The sequence below is a fragment of the Streptomyces sp. NBC_01669 genome (assembly GCF_026339735.1).
Taxonomy (GTDB): domain Bacteria; phylum Actinomycetota; class Actinomycetes; order Streptomycetales; family Streptomycetaceae; genus Streptomyces; species Streptomyces yanii.
In genome coordinates this window covers 25490-42047 of the sequence record NZ_JAPEQG010000003.1, presented here as the reverse complement: position 1 = coordinate 42047, position 16558 = coordinate 25490, and the positions used below count along the sequence as shown (strand labels likewise).

The 16558-nt window shown below is 67.5% G+C and carries 8 protein-coding genes and 6 pseudogenes; 5 read left to right on the top strand and 9 right to left on the bottom strand.

From position 1 onward, the window contains the following. Positions 1 to 12: 12 nt before the first annotated feature. From OG972_RS47030 to OG972_RS47015, 4 genes and pseudogenes are all read right to left on the bottom strand, one after another. Positions 13 to 771 (bottom strand): hypothetical protein, encoded by a 759-nt coding sequence (locus tag OG972_RS47030; RefSeq protein ID WP_266993130.1) that lies wholly within the window; start codon positions 769 to 771, stop codon positions 13 to 15. Between the two features lie 126 nt (positions 772 to 897). Next, positions 898 to 1650: pseudogene (locus OG972_RS47025) on the bottom strand (IS6 family transposase). 225 nt (positions 1651 to 1875) lie between these two features. Further along, positions 1876 to 2151 (bottom strand): hypothetical protein, encoded by a 276-nt coding sequence (locus OG972_RS47020; protein ID WP_266993128.1) that lies wholly within the window; start codon positions 2149 to 2151, stop codon positions 1876 to 1878. A gap of 130 nt (positions 2152 to 2281) precedes the next feature. Further along, positions 2282 to 8479 (bottom strand): RHS repeat-associated core domain-containing protein, encoded by a 6198-nt coding sequence (locus OG972_RS47015; RefSeq protein WP_266993126.1) that lies wholly within the window; start codon positions 8477 to 8479, stop codon positions 2282 to 2284. A 276-nt stretch (positions 8480 to 8755) separates the two neighbouring features. Here OG972_RS47015 and OG972_RS47010 point away from each other — a divergent pair. The 3 genes and pseudogenes from OG972_RS47010 to OG972_RS47000 all read left to right on the top strand — a co-directional run. Next, positions 8756 to 10033: pseudogene (locus tag OG972_RS47010) on the top strand (helicase associated domain-containing protein); the annotation flags it as partial. Between the two features lie 184 nt (positions 10034 to 10217). After that, positions 10218 to 11222, top strand: coding sequence for a hypothetical protein (locus OG972_RS47005; protein WP_266993125.1), 1005 nt, complete (start codon positions 10218 to 10220; stop codon positions 11220 to 11222). A gap of 95 nt (positions 11223 to 11317) precedes the next feature. Beyond that, positions 11318 to 11689, top strand: a pseudogene (locus OG972_RS47000) (transposase); the annotation flags it as partial. A gap of 98 nt (positions 11690 to 11787) precedes the next feature. On the opposite strand, the pseudogene OG972_RS46995 reads toward OG972_RS47000, so the two are convergent. The 3 genes and pseudogenes from OG972_RS46995 to OG972_RS46985 all read right to left on the bottom strand — a co-directional run. Beyond that, positions 11788 to 12156 (bottom strand): annotated as a pseudogene (locus OG972_RS46995) (HNH endonuclease family protein); the annotation flags it as partial. A 34-nt stretch (positions 12157 to 12190) separates the two neighbouring features. Next, a pseudogene (locus OG972_RS46990) lies at positions 12191 to 13276 on the bottom strand (integrase core domain-containing protein). 101 nt (positions 13277 to 13377) lie between these two features. Continuing rightward, complete coding sequence (locus OG972_RS46985) at positions 13378 to 13815, bottom strand: hypothetical protein (protein WP_266993124.1); 438 nt, start codon at positions 13813 to 13815, stop codon at positions 13378 to 13380. A 178-nt stretch (positions 13816 to 13993) separates the two neighbouring features. Between OG972_RS46985 and OG972_RS46980 the strand changes: the two are divergent. Together OG972_RS46980 and OG972_RS46975 are read left to right on the top strand one after the other, a co-directional pair. Continuing rightward, positions 13994 to 14161, top strand: a pseudogene (locus tag OG972_RS46980) (IS701 family transposase); the annotation flags it as partial. Continuing rightward, a complete protein-coding gene (locus OG972_RS46975; protein WP_323136009.1) occupies positions 14159 to 14503 on the top strand; it encodes a DUF6233 domain-containing protein in 345 nt (114 codons plus the stop codon). The pseudogene OG972_RS46980 and the gene OG972_RS46975, both read left to right, overlap by 3 nt. Positions 14504 to 14806: 303 nt before the next feature. Here the strand turns inward: OG972_RS46975 and OG972_RS46970 are convergent, their stop codons facing one another. Further along, positions 14807 to 15637: an alpha/beta fold hydrolase gene (locus OG972_RS46970; protein WP_266993123.1), complete on the bottom strand. Its 831-nt coding sequence runs from the start codon at positions 15635 to 15637 to the stop codon at positions 14807 to 14809. 101 nt (positions 15638 to 15738) lie between these two features. Next, a complete protein-coding gene (locus OG972_RS46965) occupies positions 15739 to 16437 on the bottom strand; it encodes an alpha/beta fold hydrolase (RefSeq protein ID WP_266993122.1) in 699 nt (232 codons plus the stop codon). Positions 16438 to 16558 lie beyond the last annotated feature (121 nt).

Genomic DNA, 16558 nt, shown 5'->3' with positions numbered 1-16558 from the left:
CCTTGGCTCGGATCACGATGCGAGGACGCGGCCGGCGGCTATGGCTGATGCGAAGGTGCCGCCGATGACGACGGCCCAGGCGGCGACGACCGGGATGCGGGTGCTCCAGGTGCGCAGCGCGGGTGAGGTCGTCGCTCGGGCGAGGAACGCGTCGCGACCGCGTAGTACCGCAAGGCCGACGCCGGTCAGGGTCAGCGCCATGCCGGCACCGAACGCCGCCACCATCGCGATGGCCGGGCCGACCCGGCCGGTCAGCAGTCCGCTGAGGAGGACGAGGAACGCAGACGGGGAGGGGAGCAGGCCGCCGGATGTGCCGAGCAGCAGGATGCCGCGCCAGGTGAGCAGAGACGTGGACGTCGGGATGTGGTGGCTGTGGCCGTGGTGGTGATCGTGGTCATGCCCGTGGTGGTGACCATGGTGGTGACTATGGCTGTGGCCGTGCTTCCGGTTGGCCAGGTGGCGCCGGAGCAGGTTGATCCCCACGGCAACCACGACCAGGGCTGCGATCAGCTGCAGCCAGTTCGTCACCGCTGCGACGTCCGGTGCCTGATTGGCGGCGAGCCACCAGCCCAGGGCGAGAATGGTGACCGATGCGGTGTGCATGACGGCCACGACGGCGCCGAGCCACACCGCGTCCCGTGCCCTGCCTCCGGCGCCTACGAGGTACCCGGCGGCGAGCGTCTTGCCGTGACCGGGGGCGCAGGCGTGGAAGGCGCCCACCGCCGCGGAGATGAGAAGGGCCAGGGGCAGGACGACCCCGGGCGCTGTCACGTTGTTGGGCGCGCGTACATCTGACGGTGTGTCGGGGTGTGGTGGGGCGGGGCGTTGTCAGGTTGAGTGAGTGCTTGGGGATGCGCGCGGTTTCGGGACGGGCCTGGCCGTGATGGTGACAGTCGGTCAGACCGCGGCGGGTCGGCATGTGGTTCCGGTGATCTGGTCCCAGATGGCGAAGCGGATGATCATTTCGGTGCGGTAGTCGGGTGCGGTCATGAGGTGGCGCCGGGGCCGGAAGTGGGGTGAGATGCCGCTGAACGCAGCCAGGAACCGCTGGGCTCCCGCGACGCCGCGGAAGCCCTTCATCGCCCGTTCACGCTCACGGGTCGGTTGATGGCTGTTCTCGGCCCGGTTGTTGAGGCCCTTGTGCGAGCGGTGCTCCACCGAGGGCATCTCATGGCGGTGGGCGGCGCCGTAGGAGCGGAGCTTGTCGGTGACGATCACCCGGGCCACCGACCGGGTCTTCTTCATCAGCTTCCGGAGGAAGCGCCTGGCAGCAGCCTCGCCGCGGCGATTCTACAGCAGGATGTCGAGGACGTTCCCGTCCTGGTCCACGGCCCGCCACAGGTACCGCTGCCGACCCTGGATCTTGACGAAAACCTCGTCCAGGTGCCACTTGTCGCCCGGCTTCGGGCGACACCGGCGCAGCGCGTTGGCGTAGACGGGACCGAACCGGCGCGTCCACTGGTGGATCGTCTCGTGGGAGACCTCGGTGCCGCGCTCCAGCATCAGCTCCTCGACGTCGCGCAGGCTCAGGGCGAAGCGGTGGTACAGCCACACGCAGTGCGCGATGACCTCCGCGGGAAGCGGAAACCCCGGTGCGACGGCGCGTCCACGAGCAGCCCCTCCAGACGATCCGACCGTACAGATGATCATGCCACCGGAGAAGGGCCCCGCTCAACCTGACAACACCCCCTGGAGCGGTACGCCCGCCCCGGCGTCGACGCGGTCGCCCGGCACGTCGCCGAACGCGACCCCGCCGCCCGCCGTCGTCGATGAACTTCAGAACCTATCGGCGGGTTGCTTGCTCCCTGGTGTCCGAGCCGGGACTGCCGGGCCTATGGGGCGGATCCGTCCCGTGCCCGAAGCGTTTTGGGTTTTCTACGGCGTGGCCGTTGGTGTGCGCCGGTTGCTCTCGGCCCGTACTTCCATCAGAGACACTGCGATCGCGGCCAGGAGCAGGGGGAAGGCGACAGCGTTCGCAACCTGGGGAATGTCGGCGGCTCGCAGCAGGCTGGCTGCGATGGACAGCACAAGAAGGCTGAGGGGGAGGAACCTGCGCCACGCGGGCAGGTCGCGCATTTTGGCGACGCGCACCGAGTACCACAGGGTGAAGCCGAGTATTGAGATTCCGATGATGGCGATGACGAACAGCATAAGTGTCTCCCGTGCGGGTCTGCGGGGGTGGGCCAGCCTTCACCAGCTTGTCGAAGGCTGTAAGCGGATGCGGCGCTCCGCAGAGGGATCCGCGGAGCGCCACACTACTCAGGGTCGGTCAGTGTCCGGGTCAGCCTCTGGTGTAGACGATGCGGTAGTAGGAGACGTAGGTCCGTGATGTTCGGGTCCAGCTCCAGCCGCCGGTGCGGGTCCACTTGTAGCCCGACCACGCGACGCGGTACGTGGTGCGGTCGCGGTAGGAGTACTGGTAGCGAGTTTCGAAGGACGCGAGGATCTTCTGCCGGCCCCAGCCGTACCAGGCCACGACCTTGCACTTGAAGACGTACTGCTTGCGGTACTTGTACTGGCGCTTCCAGGACGTGATGGGCAGCGGGCCCCAGTCGCCGCTGACGACGTCCCAGAACCAGTGGTAGTTGTAGCTCTGCCAGCTGCCGTAGCTCCAGCCGGTGGTACTCAGGACGGTCGTGTAGCTGCGGCCGGTCCAGGCGTGCTTGGGGACCCGGCAGGTTGCGCAGCCGGTCACGTCCTCGTTGTTAATCGGGTCGGCGCAGGCGTAGTCGTAGGCGTTGCAGCTGCCTCCGGGTACCGGGTCGGCGGACAGGAAGCGCCCCAGGGTGGGGCTGTAGAGGCGCACGCCCATGAGGGTGAGGTCCGTGAGGGTCTCACTGGAGCGGTGCATGCCGCCGTGCCAGCCGTAGCGGGTGGCGGCCTGGTCCGCGGTGCGGTTGCCGTACTCGTCGGTGTTGAGGACCCTCGCGGCCTGCCCTGCGGTGGTGGGCAGCTGGATCGCTACGTCACCGTGCAGGTTGACCAGCTGCAGGACGATTCCGCCAGTTTTGGCGGTGGTCGCGGCGAGCTGGCCGTCGAAGCCGTTGACGCTGCGGGTCAGGGCGCCGGTGGCGGTGTCTTCGACGATCCAGCGCGGGGTGTCGGCGTCGGAGCTGTAGTGGTTGAGTTTGGACTGGGTCTTGGTCCAGGTGCCCGAGGCGTTGTTCTCGACCGTCCAGGCGCGGGAGCGCAGCTGGGAGTCGAGGGTCCAGGTCTGGCGCTGGTTTCCGGTGGTCTGCTGGCGGACCAGGTCGTTGGTGTAGTACGCCAGCGTGGTGGCGGGGGCTGCGGTGGTGCGGCCGAAGGCGTCGTAGGTGTAGCCCGGGTCGACCAGGCGGTCGGCACTGTCGTAGGTGTGGCTGGTGGTCGTCGCGCCTGTGGTGGTGCACTCCAGCCCGGGGGCCGCGGCCGCGGTGGCCAGGGTCTTGCGGTTGGAGTTCTTGTCGAAGGTGTAGCTGCGGGTGACGCATGTGCCGTCGACGGCGTCGTCCGCTGCCCGGGCGAGTCTGCCGATCTTGTCGTAGGTGTAGGTCTCTCCGGCGGTCTGGCCGGCGGAGCCGGTGTAGGAGGAGCGCTGTCCGTGGACGGTGGGCACGATGGTTTCGGAGAAGAGGATTTCCCCGTCGCTGTCGCGGCTGTAGCTGCGGTCGGTGGGCATGCCCGCCGGGTTGGTGGTCTGGCGCATGGTGAAGCCGCCGGGCAGTTTCCGGGTCAGGACCTGACCGTCGGCGTCGTAGGTGACGGTGAACTTACCCGCTACCGAGTCGGTGATGGAGGTGGGAAGTCCCCGGGGGTCGGCCGTGGTGTCGTAGCCGTATGCGGTGCTGGAGGGGATGTTGTCGCTCACCAGGAGCGGCTGCCCTTCGGCGTCGTACTGGCTGGTGGTCACTCCGCCGTCGGCGTCGGTGTAGGAGATCAGCCGTCCGAGCTGGTCGTAGCTCTTCTTGACCGTTCCACCGTCGGTGGATGTGATCGTGGCGACCTTGCCGCTGTCGGGGTCGTACGTCGTGGTCACGGCCGGGACGGCAGTGCCGGTCCCTCCGCTGGTGGTGACCTTGGATGCGCGGCCTGCGGCGTCGTAGGTGGTGGTCTTGATGCGGGTGCTGCCGTTGGCGGTTTCGGTCAGCTTGGCGGTCTCGCCCCACCGGTCGTACTCGGCGGTCGTGGTCACCAGCTCGGAGGGGTTGGATCCGCCGCCGGTGACCGTGGCGGCCGGGCGGGTGCGGCACTCCTCGTCGGCCCATTCGGGCTTTCCGCCGCAGACGCCGGTGCCGTCACCGGTGTAGTAGTCGGTGATCTGGGTGCCTGCGTCGGTTCCGCTGGAAGCGGGCAGGCTGCGGCTGATCAGGCGCCCGGAGCTGTCGTAGGTGGCCTTCTCTGTGATGGCCAGACCGCCCGGGTCCTGGATGGTGCTGGTGAGCTGGCCCTTGACCCAGTCGTAGACCGTCTGGGTGACCCGCGGGTCGGCCGTGAGGGCTGGCCAGTTGCGCAGTTGCGCGCTCACCGTGCTCTTGGTGACCTTGTCGGAGACGGAGGCCGTGCCGTCGGTGGGGCGCCCGTTGTCGTATTCGCTGATTGTGCGGTGCCGGGCGATGGCCTGCTCGCCCGAGGCCGCCACCGCGGTCGTGCCCTCCTTCAGGTCCGCTTCAAGCACGACGCGGTGCAGGGGACCGAGCGTCTCGACCTCACGGGAACCGTCGGCGTTGTAGATGCCGCGGTTGGAGAGCAGCTCCGCTCGCTCCGCCGCGGGCAGGGCCGCGATACCGAGATCGGCGAGCTGCGCCTTGGCCGTGTCGGTGCCCCCCAGCGCCAGGGCGCGGTTGGCTGCCGACAGTTCCCTGACCGCGTTACCGAACTGGTCGTACTCGGTGGTAGTGATGTTCTTGCCGGCGTCAGCGGTGTTGACCTCTCGGCCGGAGCCATCGAGGTAATGCACCATGGCGCGGCGATAGTCGCCCGCGGTCAGGGCCTGGCCGTCATTCGAGGAGGGCACCGCGTCGGTGGGGAAGACGGCGGTGGCGTCGGTGGGGGCCTCAAGCTGCCCCCACGCCTTGACGTCACTGGCGCCCAGCAGGTGGGGTGCCTTCGTTCCGGTCAGCGGAACGCCGTAGACGATGGATGTCTGCGCGGTGTTGCCGTCCGTCTCACCGGCGGATCCGGCCTTGAGGGTCGGGCGGGTGACCTTGAGGAGCATCCCCTCACCGGAGAGCGGGTCGCTGCCCACCTTGCCGTAGGTGAAGCTCCACGGCAGCTGCCCCGGGGGCTTCATCTGGGTCACGCGCCCCGCGCTGTCGTAGGTGTAGGACACCTTCAGCGCAGGGCTGATCCTGGGGTCCCAGGTCTCGCGCAGACGCCCGGCGTCGTCGTAGGTGTACGACGCCACGGCGGTCGCGGTGGCTGCCGAAGCGCCGGGGGACGTCGCCCAAATACGGATCTCGGAGACCTGGTCCTTGAAGTCGCCCAGGGACGAGCCGGTCGCGGTGGTGGAGGCGGCGTAAATGAACTCCAGAACCCGGCAGCCCCGGGTCGACGGGGCGGCCTCGCAGGTGCCGAGCGTCACCGCGCTGGTCGCGGCGATGACCCGCTTGGGCCGAGCCAGGACCTTGCCGTCCACAGTGACGGCTTCGGAGACAACCTCGGTGGTGGAGTTGGCCTGCCCGTCGATCAGAGAGCGGGAGACGGGCCATGCGGTACTCGAACCCGCCACGGGACTGAAGGTGGTGACGCTTCCGTCGCTGTTCGACAGAGTGAAGTCACCGGATGCGAGAGAACCCTTCAGGGTCAGCTCCTCGCTGCCGGGCTCGGGGACCCATCCTGTCTTGGCCGCATTGGCGGTGAAGGAGAAGGTCTCACCGTCGGCCGTGACGACGTCCAGGGAGGTTGCCGAGGTCTTGCGCAGCTCGGAGTAGTCCGACTGGACTGCCTGGGCGACTGTTCCCGCCACCCACTCCTTGCCGAAGATCGGCGCCTGGCCGTCCTGCTTGGCGCCGGCGTTCGGCGAGCGGGAAGAGACACTGCGGGTGACGGTCATGTCCAGCACCGACACATCGGTACCTGACAGGGTGTAGTCGCCTGTGAGGAGGTTGAGCGAGCCGGGGCCGGCCTCGGCTGCTGCGGCGCCATCAGCGTTGCGGTCGACCACGACCGCCAGCGGCTGGGTCTCGCCACTGGCGCTGGACGGGCCGGTGAAGTCGGCCTTGATCTGAACCGAACCGTCTGGGTCGACCGTATCAGTGGCGTTCCACACCAGAGCGGCGTTCTTGCCGTTCGTCAGCGGCACCGGCCACGCGGTCAGGGGCGTTCCCCCAGCCGTGACGTGACCGGCGGGGATCTTCGTCCACGCGTCGGCCTCCGAGCGACGCCACGAGAAGGACACCGTGTCGTACTTGCCGGCTTCGGCCTCGGCGACCAAGGGCACCCGGCGTGCGGTGCGCGCACCGTCGGCCGGCTGGACGAATCCGCCAGGTCCGGCGTGGAAGGTGTACTCGACGGGTTCGGACTTGTTGTCCGCCTTGTCCACGGACCGGACCTGAAGGGTGTGGGTGCCGTTCTTCGGCGGGGTAACGGAGATGCTCTTGTCCGCGCTCGCGCCGCCGGTGGTGACCTTGGACCAGGTCACTCCGTCCAGTGACCATTCCAGCCAGTTATGGTCGGCCGCGGGCGGGGTGACGGCAAAAATACCTGCCTGCCCCGCGCCCTTGACCCACTTGTCCGATGGGTACTCCGTCGAAGTGATCTTCGTCGGGGCCGAGGGAGAGCTGGTGTCGACGGTGAACGTCTTCCACGCCGACCAGCCCACGTTGTAGTGGCTGCCGTCATACGGCGAGGTGCGGAACTTGTAGGTCTTGCCGTTACTCAGCACGCCTGAGGGCACCGTGACCGAGGCGACCTCCCCGGAGTGGACATACGGGGAGACGATGACGTTGCCGACCTGCGTGTTGGTGGCGTTGTCGAAGATCTGGAAGGTGCCGTTGACCTTGTCACCGTTGGCGTCGACGAACGTGTCGCGCAGCGTGGGCGTGACGGTGTTGACGGTGTAGGCGCCGGCGTAGGAGAAGTACGGGGGTCCGGCTTCCTGCTTGGTGCCTGTTCGCGGCCGGTAGTTGTAGGTGACGACAAGCTTGGGCGGGTTGGATGCCGCGTTGGCGGAGTTAACCCGCTTCCACTGCGCCAGCACGCTCTCGTCGGTGGCTCGCAGTCCCATGTGGCCGCGGGTGGTCTTGGCCGAGGCCCATTCCTGTACCAGCGTCGTGACGTTGGCGTTGATCCACCCGTCGGGCTGGCTGGTACACGAGGTGTTGCCGCGCGTCTCGGTGGAGGTGGCCTTCTTAACCGTCATGGTCGGCCGGTTCGTCCACCGGCTGGACGTAGAGGCTGCGCCCGACGACCAAACCTCCCACGGGTATGCCTTGCAGTCCACGTTGTTGCCCGAGTGGAAGTTCCACAGGGACAGCTTCGCATCGGATACGAGCGCGTCCTGGATCGGCGAGGTGTTCCAGGAGATGAAGGACTGCGCGGTGCGGAAGGTGCCGTCGGCGTTCTTCGTTCCCGGGTTGCCCAAGTCCAGCTCTACATCGTTCGACCAGTCGACGGTCTCGCCCTGCTGGACGTAGGTGTCGAAGACGCTGGAGAGGGAGGAGGTGGAGGGGTCCACCGTCACCGGATACTTCGTCTTGGGGTCGGCGAGGAACTTAGCATCCGGTGTGATCACCAGGTCGACCGAGGACCCCTTGGCCACGACCTTCATCGCGACGGGAACGCGGCGGGTGTGCTCACCGGATCGCTTGTCGACGGTGGAGTCCCACATCACCGGCGCCGGCATCACTGCCTGCTTTTTGTTCTTTCTATCGGTGAACAGCACGCTGCCATCGGCCTGCTGCTTGGCTTTGAGGCCCTTGGCCCTCAGCGGCAGGGTGTAGGAGAAGCTGGCAGTGGTGGGCTTCTGCTTGACCTCAACGAACTGTTCGAAACCCGTGCGGGTCGCCTCCACCACTACGTCCGCGCCGGGCACGGCATTGACGTACTCGGCGCGCGTGCCGTCCAGTTTCGGCGCGGGCAGGCCGCCCTTCCACTGCAGAGTGATCTGCTGATCCCCCTCGCCAAGCGTGACCAGGTCCGTGGCTTTGGAGGCTTGCGCCTCCTTCAGCGAGGCGGCGGGAGCGCCGCTCTTACCCGCGATCTTCAGCCCGCGGGGGTGCGCCCTCGGCTCCACGGAGCCGTCCGCGCCGTGGACCAGATCCAGGTCGACATCCCGCCACGCACCGGAAATCTCGTCCTCGAAGCGGATCGGACCCGCCGTCAGCTCAGTGGTGAGCGAACCGTTCTTGTTGGCCCACGTCGTGGACGTTTCCGTCCGCTCCGACAGAGCCTCAACGCGCTTGCCGGACAGCCGCGCGGTCACCCGCGCGGACGCAATGTCAGCTGCCTGGGTGGCCGCGGGCTTCTCCGGCGCTGAGGCCGCCTGCGGAGGCGCAGACATGGCCGAACTCGTGCTGTCGAGCAACGTGATGGCCAGGGCCAGGGTCAGACTCCCCGCTATGAAGCGAAGATTCCCCCCGGACCAAGGCCGCCCGCGCCCATGAAGCGCTGGTCTGTGAACCGTCATCATTCCTCAGTCTCTTCTTCAGCTGTGCACCATTCATGTGGTGCACAGCTGAAGATACCGAAGAGTAAAAGACGCGTAAAATACGCCAAGTGAAAGCAAAATTGAACATAGCGTTCCGCCTGCGAGGCGGTTCAAGACGCCGCAGGGCATGTGACGGCACTCCGCGCACACGACACCCGCATCGTGGAAACTCTTGCCGAGCAGCAGGCCCCCAGCCGTGCACCCAAAGGGCGCGAGGCAAGTGGCGAGAGCGAGGAGCAGGACGCGGCATGGGCAGGCGTCAGCGGCTCTGCCAGGGCCCTGCTGAAGTTCAGCACGCCGCGTGACCCTGCAGCATTGGCCGCGTTCATCAACCTCCGCGTCCTCAACCCCGAACACGCCCACTGGCGACGCGGCATCGAAGCCGCCACCCTCTACCACCGGCTCCACGGCGACCTGCGCGTGCCGTTCACCTACCGAGTCCCCGCCGAAGGGAAAGCAGACGCTGAGAACGAAGCTCCAGGCGGCGCGGCAGGGGAAGGGGCTGGGGCAGGGGAAGGGGAGCTCGTGTGGCCGCCCTCCCTCACGGGCTTCCCGCTCGGGCAATGGACCGCCGACGCACGCCGCTTCCACGCCCGCGGGAACATGGACGCCGACCGCATCATCCAGCTGGAGAAGCTCGGCATGATCTGGTCCCACTACGACGTCGCCTGGGAAGAAGGCCTCACCGCCGCCCGCGCATGGGCCGCCAAGGCGGGCCACCTCCTGGCCCCACTCGACGCCACCCACCAGGGCTACAAGGTCGGCATCTGGCTAAAGAACGCCCGCGCCGCCACCCGACGTGCCCTGGAGCTCGAGCAGTACCAGGCCGAAGGGCTGCCGGTGGAATCGTGGTCCGGGGCGCTGTCCCCCGAGCGGCGCGAGCAGCTGGAAGAGATCGATCCGTCCTGGTGCCCGGCATGGCCCGTCACCTGGCAGCGGTGCTTCCACCTCACCCGGCTCCACCTGGACGCCGGCGGAACACTGCCCACCACTCCGGGCGACGTCGTGCGCCAAGGCGAAGATCTGGGGCGCTGGGTGACGGCACAGCAGGTCGGGTGGGACAAACTCACCGGGGTGCAGCAATGGATGCTGGAACACATCCTCGGGATCCAACCCGCCAGCGAGGACGAGAAGCCGAAGCCACGCACCAGCCAGGCACAGAAATGGGCGATGCACCTCGCCGCGGCCCGGCAGTTCTTCGACCGCGAGGGACACCTACGGGTTCCCCGCAAACACGCCGAAACGATCACTATCGGCGGCGGGGACGGGAGGGGCGGCGAGGACCAGAAGCAGCGGGACATACAGCTGAAACTCGGTGCGTGGGTCAGCAACCAGCGGTCCCGGGCCGCGTCGCTGACGCCCGAACGGATCGAGCAACTCTCCGCGGTTGGGATGCGGTGGTCCTGACGATGGGCTGGAACGCCTTGGGGTGGTCGTCGCGGCGGCGCTCACGGTGGGTTACCTGGTGGGCAATGTGCGGCCGTAGCTGCGGTTGAGCGATTGGGCTGCCCAGGTCGCACGGAAATCTTGGTGCGGCAGGGCTCCGCACGCCGTCACAATCTCAAGCACATGACGATCCCCTGGAGTTGTAATGGCGCAGCCTCTTGATCCGCTGACAGTTCAGCGGCTCGCGTATGTCCGGTACCTGTACCGCGAGGGGGTCGAGCAGAGTGGGCAACCCTCGCCACTGCGCTCTCGGGCGATCACGTCCTTCCACGACGCGGTGGAGAACTTCATCGGCCTCGCCGCGCAGCATCTGGGCGTGGAGCTGAAGAAGAACGCGGAGTTCCTCAGCTATTGGGAAGCGATCAAACCGGTCTATGAACTCCCTAAAAAAGATCAGATGAAGCGCCTCAACGACGCCCGCGTCGCTCTCAAGCACAACGGAACCTTCCCCTCTGCGCACCAGATCGAGCAGGCCCGCGAGACCGTTGTCGACTTCTTCACCACAGTCACCCCCAAGATCTTCGGCATCGAGCTCGACACCATCGACATGGTCGACCTGCTGACTCAGCACGAGGTCAAGGAACTGCTGCGCGACGCGCAAACGCATGCCGACATCGGCGACTACGTCCAGGCCATGGCCGGCCTCAGCCTGGCATTCCAGGCACTGCTCACCAACTACCAGCGCGGCGAAGGGTCAACCACATGGTCAGCCTTCAACTTCGGCGAGAAGCCCTCCCCTTTCGATGAGCCTCGCGGGGAGTATCGGGACCCTCGTCTCAAGCGACTCGAGAAGCTCGACAACTTCATGGTAATCACCCAGGACACTCTGTTGGCCATCACTCTCGGCATCGACTACCCGAGCATGGCCCGCTTCCACATCCTGACCCCCAAGGTCCGCACCTACGGAAACGGCGACAAGCGCTACTACATCGACAAGGCCCTGGAGGAGGTAACGTCCGACGACTACGACTGGGCGCGGCACTTCGTCATCGAATCGGGCCTGCGCGCGGCAAAGGCGGATGATCTCCAGGCCATGGAGAAGAAGAGGTGGGAACCCAACAGGAAGACCAAGATACCCGTGCCTCATCGTTTCTGGACCGGGCCCGTCGACCCCGAGGACAGGAGCGTAACCGTCTTCGATGTCCTGTGACACCGGCGACCTGAGCGCGCTGCACGATGATAAAGGCCGCCCGGGGCGGGACTGTAAATCGTTCGGTGTAACTCCTGATCAAGGAAGATGCGTCGATGACCAGTGACAACGTGACTGAGACCGAGTCCGTCGAGGCAGCTGAGCCGCAGCCGGCGAAAGGGTTGGACGACCAACTGATCGACGAGTTGGTGGGTCGTGCCCAGGCCGAGGGTCTGTAGCTGACCGGTGAGGGCGGGCTGCTGCAACAGCTGACGAAACGGCTGCTGGAGTCGGCTCTCGAGGGCGCGATCACCGACCACCTCGGCTATGACAAGCACGACCCGGCCGGGAAGAACGGCGGGAACTCCCGCAACGGCACCCGTGGCAAAACCGTGCTCACGGACGTCGGCCCGGTGGAGATATCCGTGCCCCGTGACCGTGACGGAACGTTCGAGCCGAAGATCGTCCGCAAGCGGCAGAAGCGCCTGCGCCCGGCCACGTCCCACGGAGGTGCTGGCCGGGTCGGGCCGACACGGGACCCTCACCGTGGTCCGACTGCGGTGAGGGTGCCACGCCCGACTGCCAACTAGGGAGCGGCCTCGTACTTCACAACCGTGTCGGAGCAGCCCTTGGCAAGCTTCTCGAGCGCGGCCCGCTCCTTGTCGTCCGCGGTGAGCTTCCAGCGGAGCTTCGTCCCGACCCAGTCGGCGCCGTAGATGCACTGCGCGGAGGCGGCCGGCGGCAACCACTCGGCCGGATCCCGGTCGGCTTTGGACCGGTTCGTCTTCGCAGTGACGGCAACCAAGGAGCGCTCAGCGTCGAGATCGTTGGCGTATTGCTCGCGGCGGTCGGCATCCCACTTCGAAGCACCGGAGTCCCACGCTTCAGCGAGCGGTACAACGTGGTCAATATCGAGCTTCGTGGCCGCGTTGACGGTGACTTCGTCGTAGTAGCTGAGCCTGTGCCGTTCGGAAACTCATCGCTGCTGGTCAAGCCGCGTATCTGTACTCGTTGATGACGCCGCCCAGTACTCGGGTGCGGAGGAGTCGGTGCGCGGTCGAGTCGGTCGAGGGCGCCGGGTGCTCCTGGGCGAGGGGAGGAAGTTGTCCCCGGGCCTGGTGGGGGCGATGGCCGTTGTAGTGGCAGGCGTAGACGTCGAGCACGCGTTGAGCGTGGGCTTCGTTCAGGATCAGCAGGTGGTCAAGGGCCTCGCGACGGAGTGTCCCGATGACCCTTTCGCAGTGCGCGTTCATCCGTGGGGCCCGCGGCGCCGTCTTCAGGGTCTCGATGCCCTCGGACGCGAAGACCGCGTTGAAGGACTCGGTGTACTTGCGGTCCCGGTCGCGGACCAAGAAGCGCAGCGACTCCAAGCGCAGGCCCAGGTCGACGGCGAGGCTGCGGGCTTGCTGGACCGTCCACTGCGCGGTCGGATGCGCGGTCACACCAGCGATGTGCAGACGGCGCGTGCCGTGCTCGAGGAAGACCAGCGCGCAGACCCGGCGAAGATCGACCAGGTCGATGTGCAGGGAGTCGCAGGCGATGACGCCGTCGGCCTGCGCCGTCAGGAACTCTCGCCACGTCGGCCCACCCCTACGGGGAGCAGGGCCTACCCCGGCAACAGTCAAGATCTCCCAGACCGTAAAGGCTCCGACCCGATGCCCGAGCCACGCGAGCTCGCCCTGGATCCTGCCACACCCCCCACGCGGATTCTCCGCGGCAGCCGCAGCACCAGCTCTTTGATCGCCCTCGTGGTCGCAGGCCGGCCGGGCCTGCCCCGGCACTTGCTGAAGTCCCACCGGGGCGCCACGAGCCTTCGATGCCACGCCGGCACGGTGCCCGCAGTCACCGGGAACACCTGCGCCCAACGATGCCGGGGTACCAGCGAGGACAGCGCCCGCGAACCACAGCCGGTCCGCCGGCTCGTAGCGCACCGGACCTGCAAGTTGCCTGCGCAGCACCGCGTTCTCGTGCCGCAGGACAAGAAGTTCGGCGTCCTTGGCCATCTGCCGACGCAGCAGCGACGCCGGGACCGACAACAGCTTTCTCGTCACCCGATAGACCAGCGAGACAATCACCCGCGGCATCGTCCCACGCGACCTTGAGCGCCGCCAGACCCCCTACGACCTGCAGCGACGCATTTCTGAACGGCACACGTTCAGCAGCAGGAAACGGATGTTCAACAGACCCGCAGTCGGATACATCTGAGGGACAGGTTGCCCTTGATCGTGTAGTAGGGCTCCACCACGACGCCCGGCGCATGCTGCGACTGGTAGCCAAGGATGCCCTGCTTGCCGGTGATGTCATCCAAATGCCTGCCCAGTCGCCAAGGTTCCTCGCCGGTGCACGGGTCGATGTACAGGTCCCAGATCCACTGCTGCGCCGTGCAGGCGGTGGCCAAGGCGTCCATCTGAAGGTGTACCTGGAAGCGGCCCTCGGCGGAGTCGGCGGGCAGGCGCATCTCGCGGTGGCCGGCGCCCCGAGCCTTAAGGACGAGAACGGCCTTCTCGGTGTCCGTGCCGGAATGGGACCACAGCAGCAGGATCTGTCCGTCGCGCAGCCGGACTTCGTCCACTTCCGCGCTGCGGAGCGGGGAGTCGCAAGGTAGTTCGACCATAGCTGATCCCCTCACTCTCGCCTCTCGCGCCCGGGGCGTCCCGCTGCTGGTTGCCCCCGGCCCGCCTACGCCCGCATCTGGACCTGGGTGCAGCGGGAAGGGCTGCGCATCTACCTCGCCCCGGCTGTGACGGGGATGCCGGATCGTCTTCTACCTCGCCTGTGCCCCGCTGGAGGCCACCGTCGCCGACCTGGTCCGCGTCGCCGGATGCCGCTGGAAGATCGAGGAGTGCTTCCAAAGCGCGAAGAACGAGTGCGGCCTGGACCAGTACGAGGTCCGCCCCTACGTGGGCTGGTACCGGCACATCACGCTCGCCATGCTCGCCCACGCCTTCCTTGCGGTGATGGTCATGAGGAGCACCAAAAGGGGTGTCGAGGCCGACACACCCGACCTCGTGGCCCTCACACCAGCCGAAATCCGTCGTCTGCTGGCAGCTGAACTGAACTGGTCCCGATGGCGACCGGTCGAGAAACGAGAGAGCGAGAATCTGCACCCGCGTACCTTCCCGGACTGGGGCATCACCGACATCAGTATCGGCACCTCACAGTCCGAGGTCCACCGCGGCGACTGTTTCGCCGCCGGAAAGCAGCTGCGGGCCATCAGCCGGGAGCAGGCCCTCGCCGCCCTCGGTGACGGAATTCAGGCCTGCGAGGTGTGCCGGCCGGACCTGGTGCTCGGCGCGCTGTGATCGGTGCGTGGTCGCAGCATGAAAGTTGTGGAACTCCCGATCAACGTGGCACTGGCCCGTGCCGTTCTGGTGCTGCCGCAGGGGCCGGGCTGGTGGTACGAGCCGAAGTTATGGACCGGGTTGGATGCTGTCCATTGTCCAATGGTGTGGCACTGAGATCTCAGGCCCGCCTGCCTGGACACTGGAGAGGGTGGATTCGGCTGGCGAGTGTACTTGCCTGGGCACCCTGCTGGGCGTACGTGGTGGCTCCCTGGCGCTGCCGCGGGGGTCGGCGGTGCCAGGGAGCCGGTTTCGGTGGGTTGTTCAGTCGGTGTCATTGGCTGCGTTGGTGATCAGGCGGGTGACCGCGTCGGGGTGGCTGACCATCGCGCAGTGGGAGGCGGCGACCTCCATGGTGCGGGAGCCGGCGCGCTGGTAGAAGAAGCGCTGCAGCGCCGGGGGAATCGCCTTGTCCTGGGTAGCGATCAGGCCCCAGGAGGGGGTGGTGTGCCAGGCGGCGGCCTGGGTGACATCGGTGAAGCAGGCTGCGCTGAACGGTCGCTGGGTGGCGGCCATGATCCGGGTGGTGGAGGCGGGCAGGTCGGCGGCGAAGACCTGGCGGAGCTTCTCGGGCTGGAGGTAAAGGTCGGTGCCCGTGGTGCCGTCCGGGTTCGGGTACGGGACGGGGGTGAGGGCGGCCTGGATCTCGCTGCCGGGGTAGCGGCCGATGAGTTCGCCCAGCACTTCGCCGGTGTCGGGGACGAACGCCGCCACGTAGACCAGGGCCTTGACGTTGGCGTGCCCGGCGGCGGCGTTGGTGATGACCGCCCCGCCGTAGGAGTGGCCGGCCAGGACGACCGGGCCGTCGATGCTGTCCAGCAGGCTGGACAGGTACGCGGCGTCGGTGGGGATGCTGCGCAGCGGGTTGGCCGGGGCGATCACCGGGAAACCGCGCTTCTGCAGCTCGGCGGTGACGTCGCTCCAGCTGGCGGTCGCGTCGGCGAAGCCGCCGTGCACCAGCACCACGGTCGGCCTGGCGTGGGCCGTGGAGCCGGCGGTCGCGTGGGCAGGCTGGGCAAGTGGTCCAAGTGCAGCCGAAACCGTGGCGGCGGCGCCGGTGGCGAGCGCGGTGCGGCGGGTTGGTGCAGGGCCCATGCGGGGTTCCTCCGAGAAGGGTGCGGACGGGACGGGCTCTCGCCCGGCGGCAGGCCGGGCGAGAGAGGGAAGATCGCGCGGCGCGGTGCGCCGGCGTGCCGCTAGGACTGGCCGTTGTCGCCCTGGGCGGCCTGGCGGATGACGGCGACGACCGCGGCGGGCTGCGAGACGTACACGGCGTGGCTGCCGATTGCCTCGATGACCGTGGCACCGGCGCGCTCGGCCATGGCGCGCTGGGCCGGCGGCGGGATCATGTGGTCCTCGGTGGCCACCAGGTACCAGCTGGGCTTGTGCTGCCAGGCCGGCTCGGTCACCGCGCCGTCCAGGGCGTTGATGCCCCAGGGGACCTGAGAGTCGGCCATGAACGCGGCCTGCGGGGCGGGTAGGTCGGCGGCGAAGGAAGCGTGGAACTTGTCCCGGTCCAGGAAGAGGAAGCCGTTGTTCGGAGGCAGGATGGGCGGCACCGGGGCGCCGGGCGGCGGGTCGGCGATCAGGGTGCTGACCGACTCACCCTTGTCCGGGGCGAAGGCGGCGATGTAGGCCAGCGCGCCGACGTTGGGGTGGGTGCCGGCTTCGCTGATGACGACGCCGCCGTAGGAGTGGCCGACCAGGACGGCCGGGCCATCGAGGGTGTCCAGGACCTGGCGGGTCGCGGCGACGTCGCCGTCCAGGGACAGGGTGGGGTTTTGCACGATCCGGATGGTGAAGCCGTCCCTGGCGAGGTCGTCGTAGACGCCCTGCCAGCCGGATCCGTCCACGAAGCCACCGTGCACCAGCACGATGTTCTTGATGGTCGTCATGGTTTTCTCCCGGACTCGGGGGGACGGGACCCACGCCCGTCCGATGCCCTCCATCCAAGAACCGTGGCCCGGGGCAGACCATGCAGAACAGCATGCAGAAGTTGCCGGACGCCACCGGCCC

Excerpts from the sequence above, each read along its gene's own strand:
- OG972_RS46970 (WP_266993123.1), bottom strand. The coding sequence starts at position 15,637 with ATGGGCCCTGCACCAACCCGCCGCACCGCGCTCGCCACCGGCGCCGCC.
- OG972_RS46965 (WP_266993122.1), bottom strand. The coding sequence starts at position 16,437 with ATGACGACCATCAAGAACATCGTGCTGGTGCACGGTGGCTTCGTGGAC.
- OG972_RS46975 (WP_323136009.1), top strand. The coding sequence starts at position 14,159 with ATGGTCATGAGGAGCACCAAAAGGGGTGTCGAGGCCGACACACCCGAC.
- OG972_RS47005 (WP_266993125.1), top strand. The coding sequence starts at position 10,218 with ATGGCGCAGCCTCTTGATCCGCTGACAGTTCAGCGGCTCGCGTATGTC.
- OG972_RS47015 (WP_266993126.1), bottom strand. The coding sequence starts at position 8,479 with ATGTCTGCGCCTCCGCAGGCGGCCTCAGCGCCGGAGAAGCCCGCGGCC.
- OG972_RS46985 (WP_266993124.1), bottom strand. The coding sequence starts at position 13,815 with ATGGTCGAACTACCTTGCGACTCCCCGCTCCGCAGCGCGGAAGTGGAC.
- OG972_RS47020 (WP_266993128.1), bottom strand. The coding sequence starts at position 2,151 with ATGCTGTTCGTCATCGCCATCATCGGAATCTCAATACTCGGCTTCACC.